This is a genomic window from Paenibacillus xylanilyticus (genome assembly GCF_013359935.1).
Classification (GTDB): domain Bacteria; phylum Bacillota; class Bacilli; order Paenibacillales; family Paenibacillaceae; genus Paenibacillus; species Paenibacillus xylanilyticus.
On record NZ_JABMCB010000196.1, the window covers coordinates 1 to 342 of the forward strand.

General features: G+C 45.3%; 1 tRNA gene. It reads left to right on the forward strand.

Annotated features, from left to right (window positions below):
- Positions 1-172 precede the first annotated feature (172 nt).
- Positions 173-248 (forward strand) — tRNA-Ala (locus HP552_RS22535).
- The last annotated feature ends 94 nt before the right edge of the window (positions 249-342 follow it).

Here is a 342-nt window from a genome sequence, read left to right on the forward strand (position 1 = left end):
CTGGATCACCTCCTTTCTATGGAGAATCGTTTCCCGTAGCGGAAACATTCAAATAAGCAGGTTCTCTGAACCTGCGACAGCGATTCATTTCGGTCCATCACTTCATGTGTGGATGAAGTGAAGAGCAGCAACATTGTTACGTATCCATTTGTTCAGTTTTGATGGAATTTGAGGTGCCATAGCTCAGCTGGGAGAGCGCCTGCCTTGCAGGCAGGAGGTCAGCGGTTCGATCCCGCTTGGCTCCACCAAAGAATTTCGTCTATTTAGCTTGTTCTTTGAAAACTAGATATCGAAACGAAAATTGCGAATTAGAACATTCCTTTTAGGGATGAATGCTTGCTC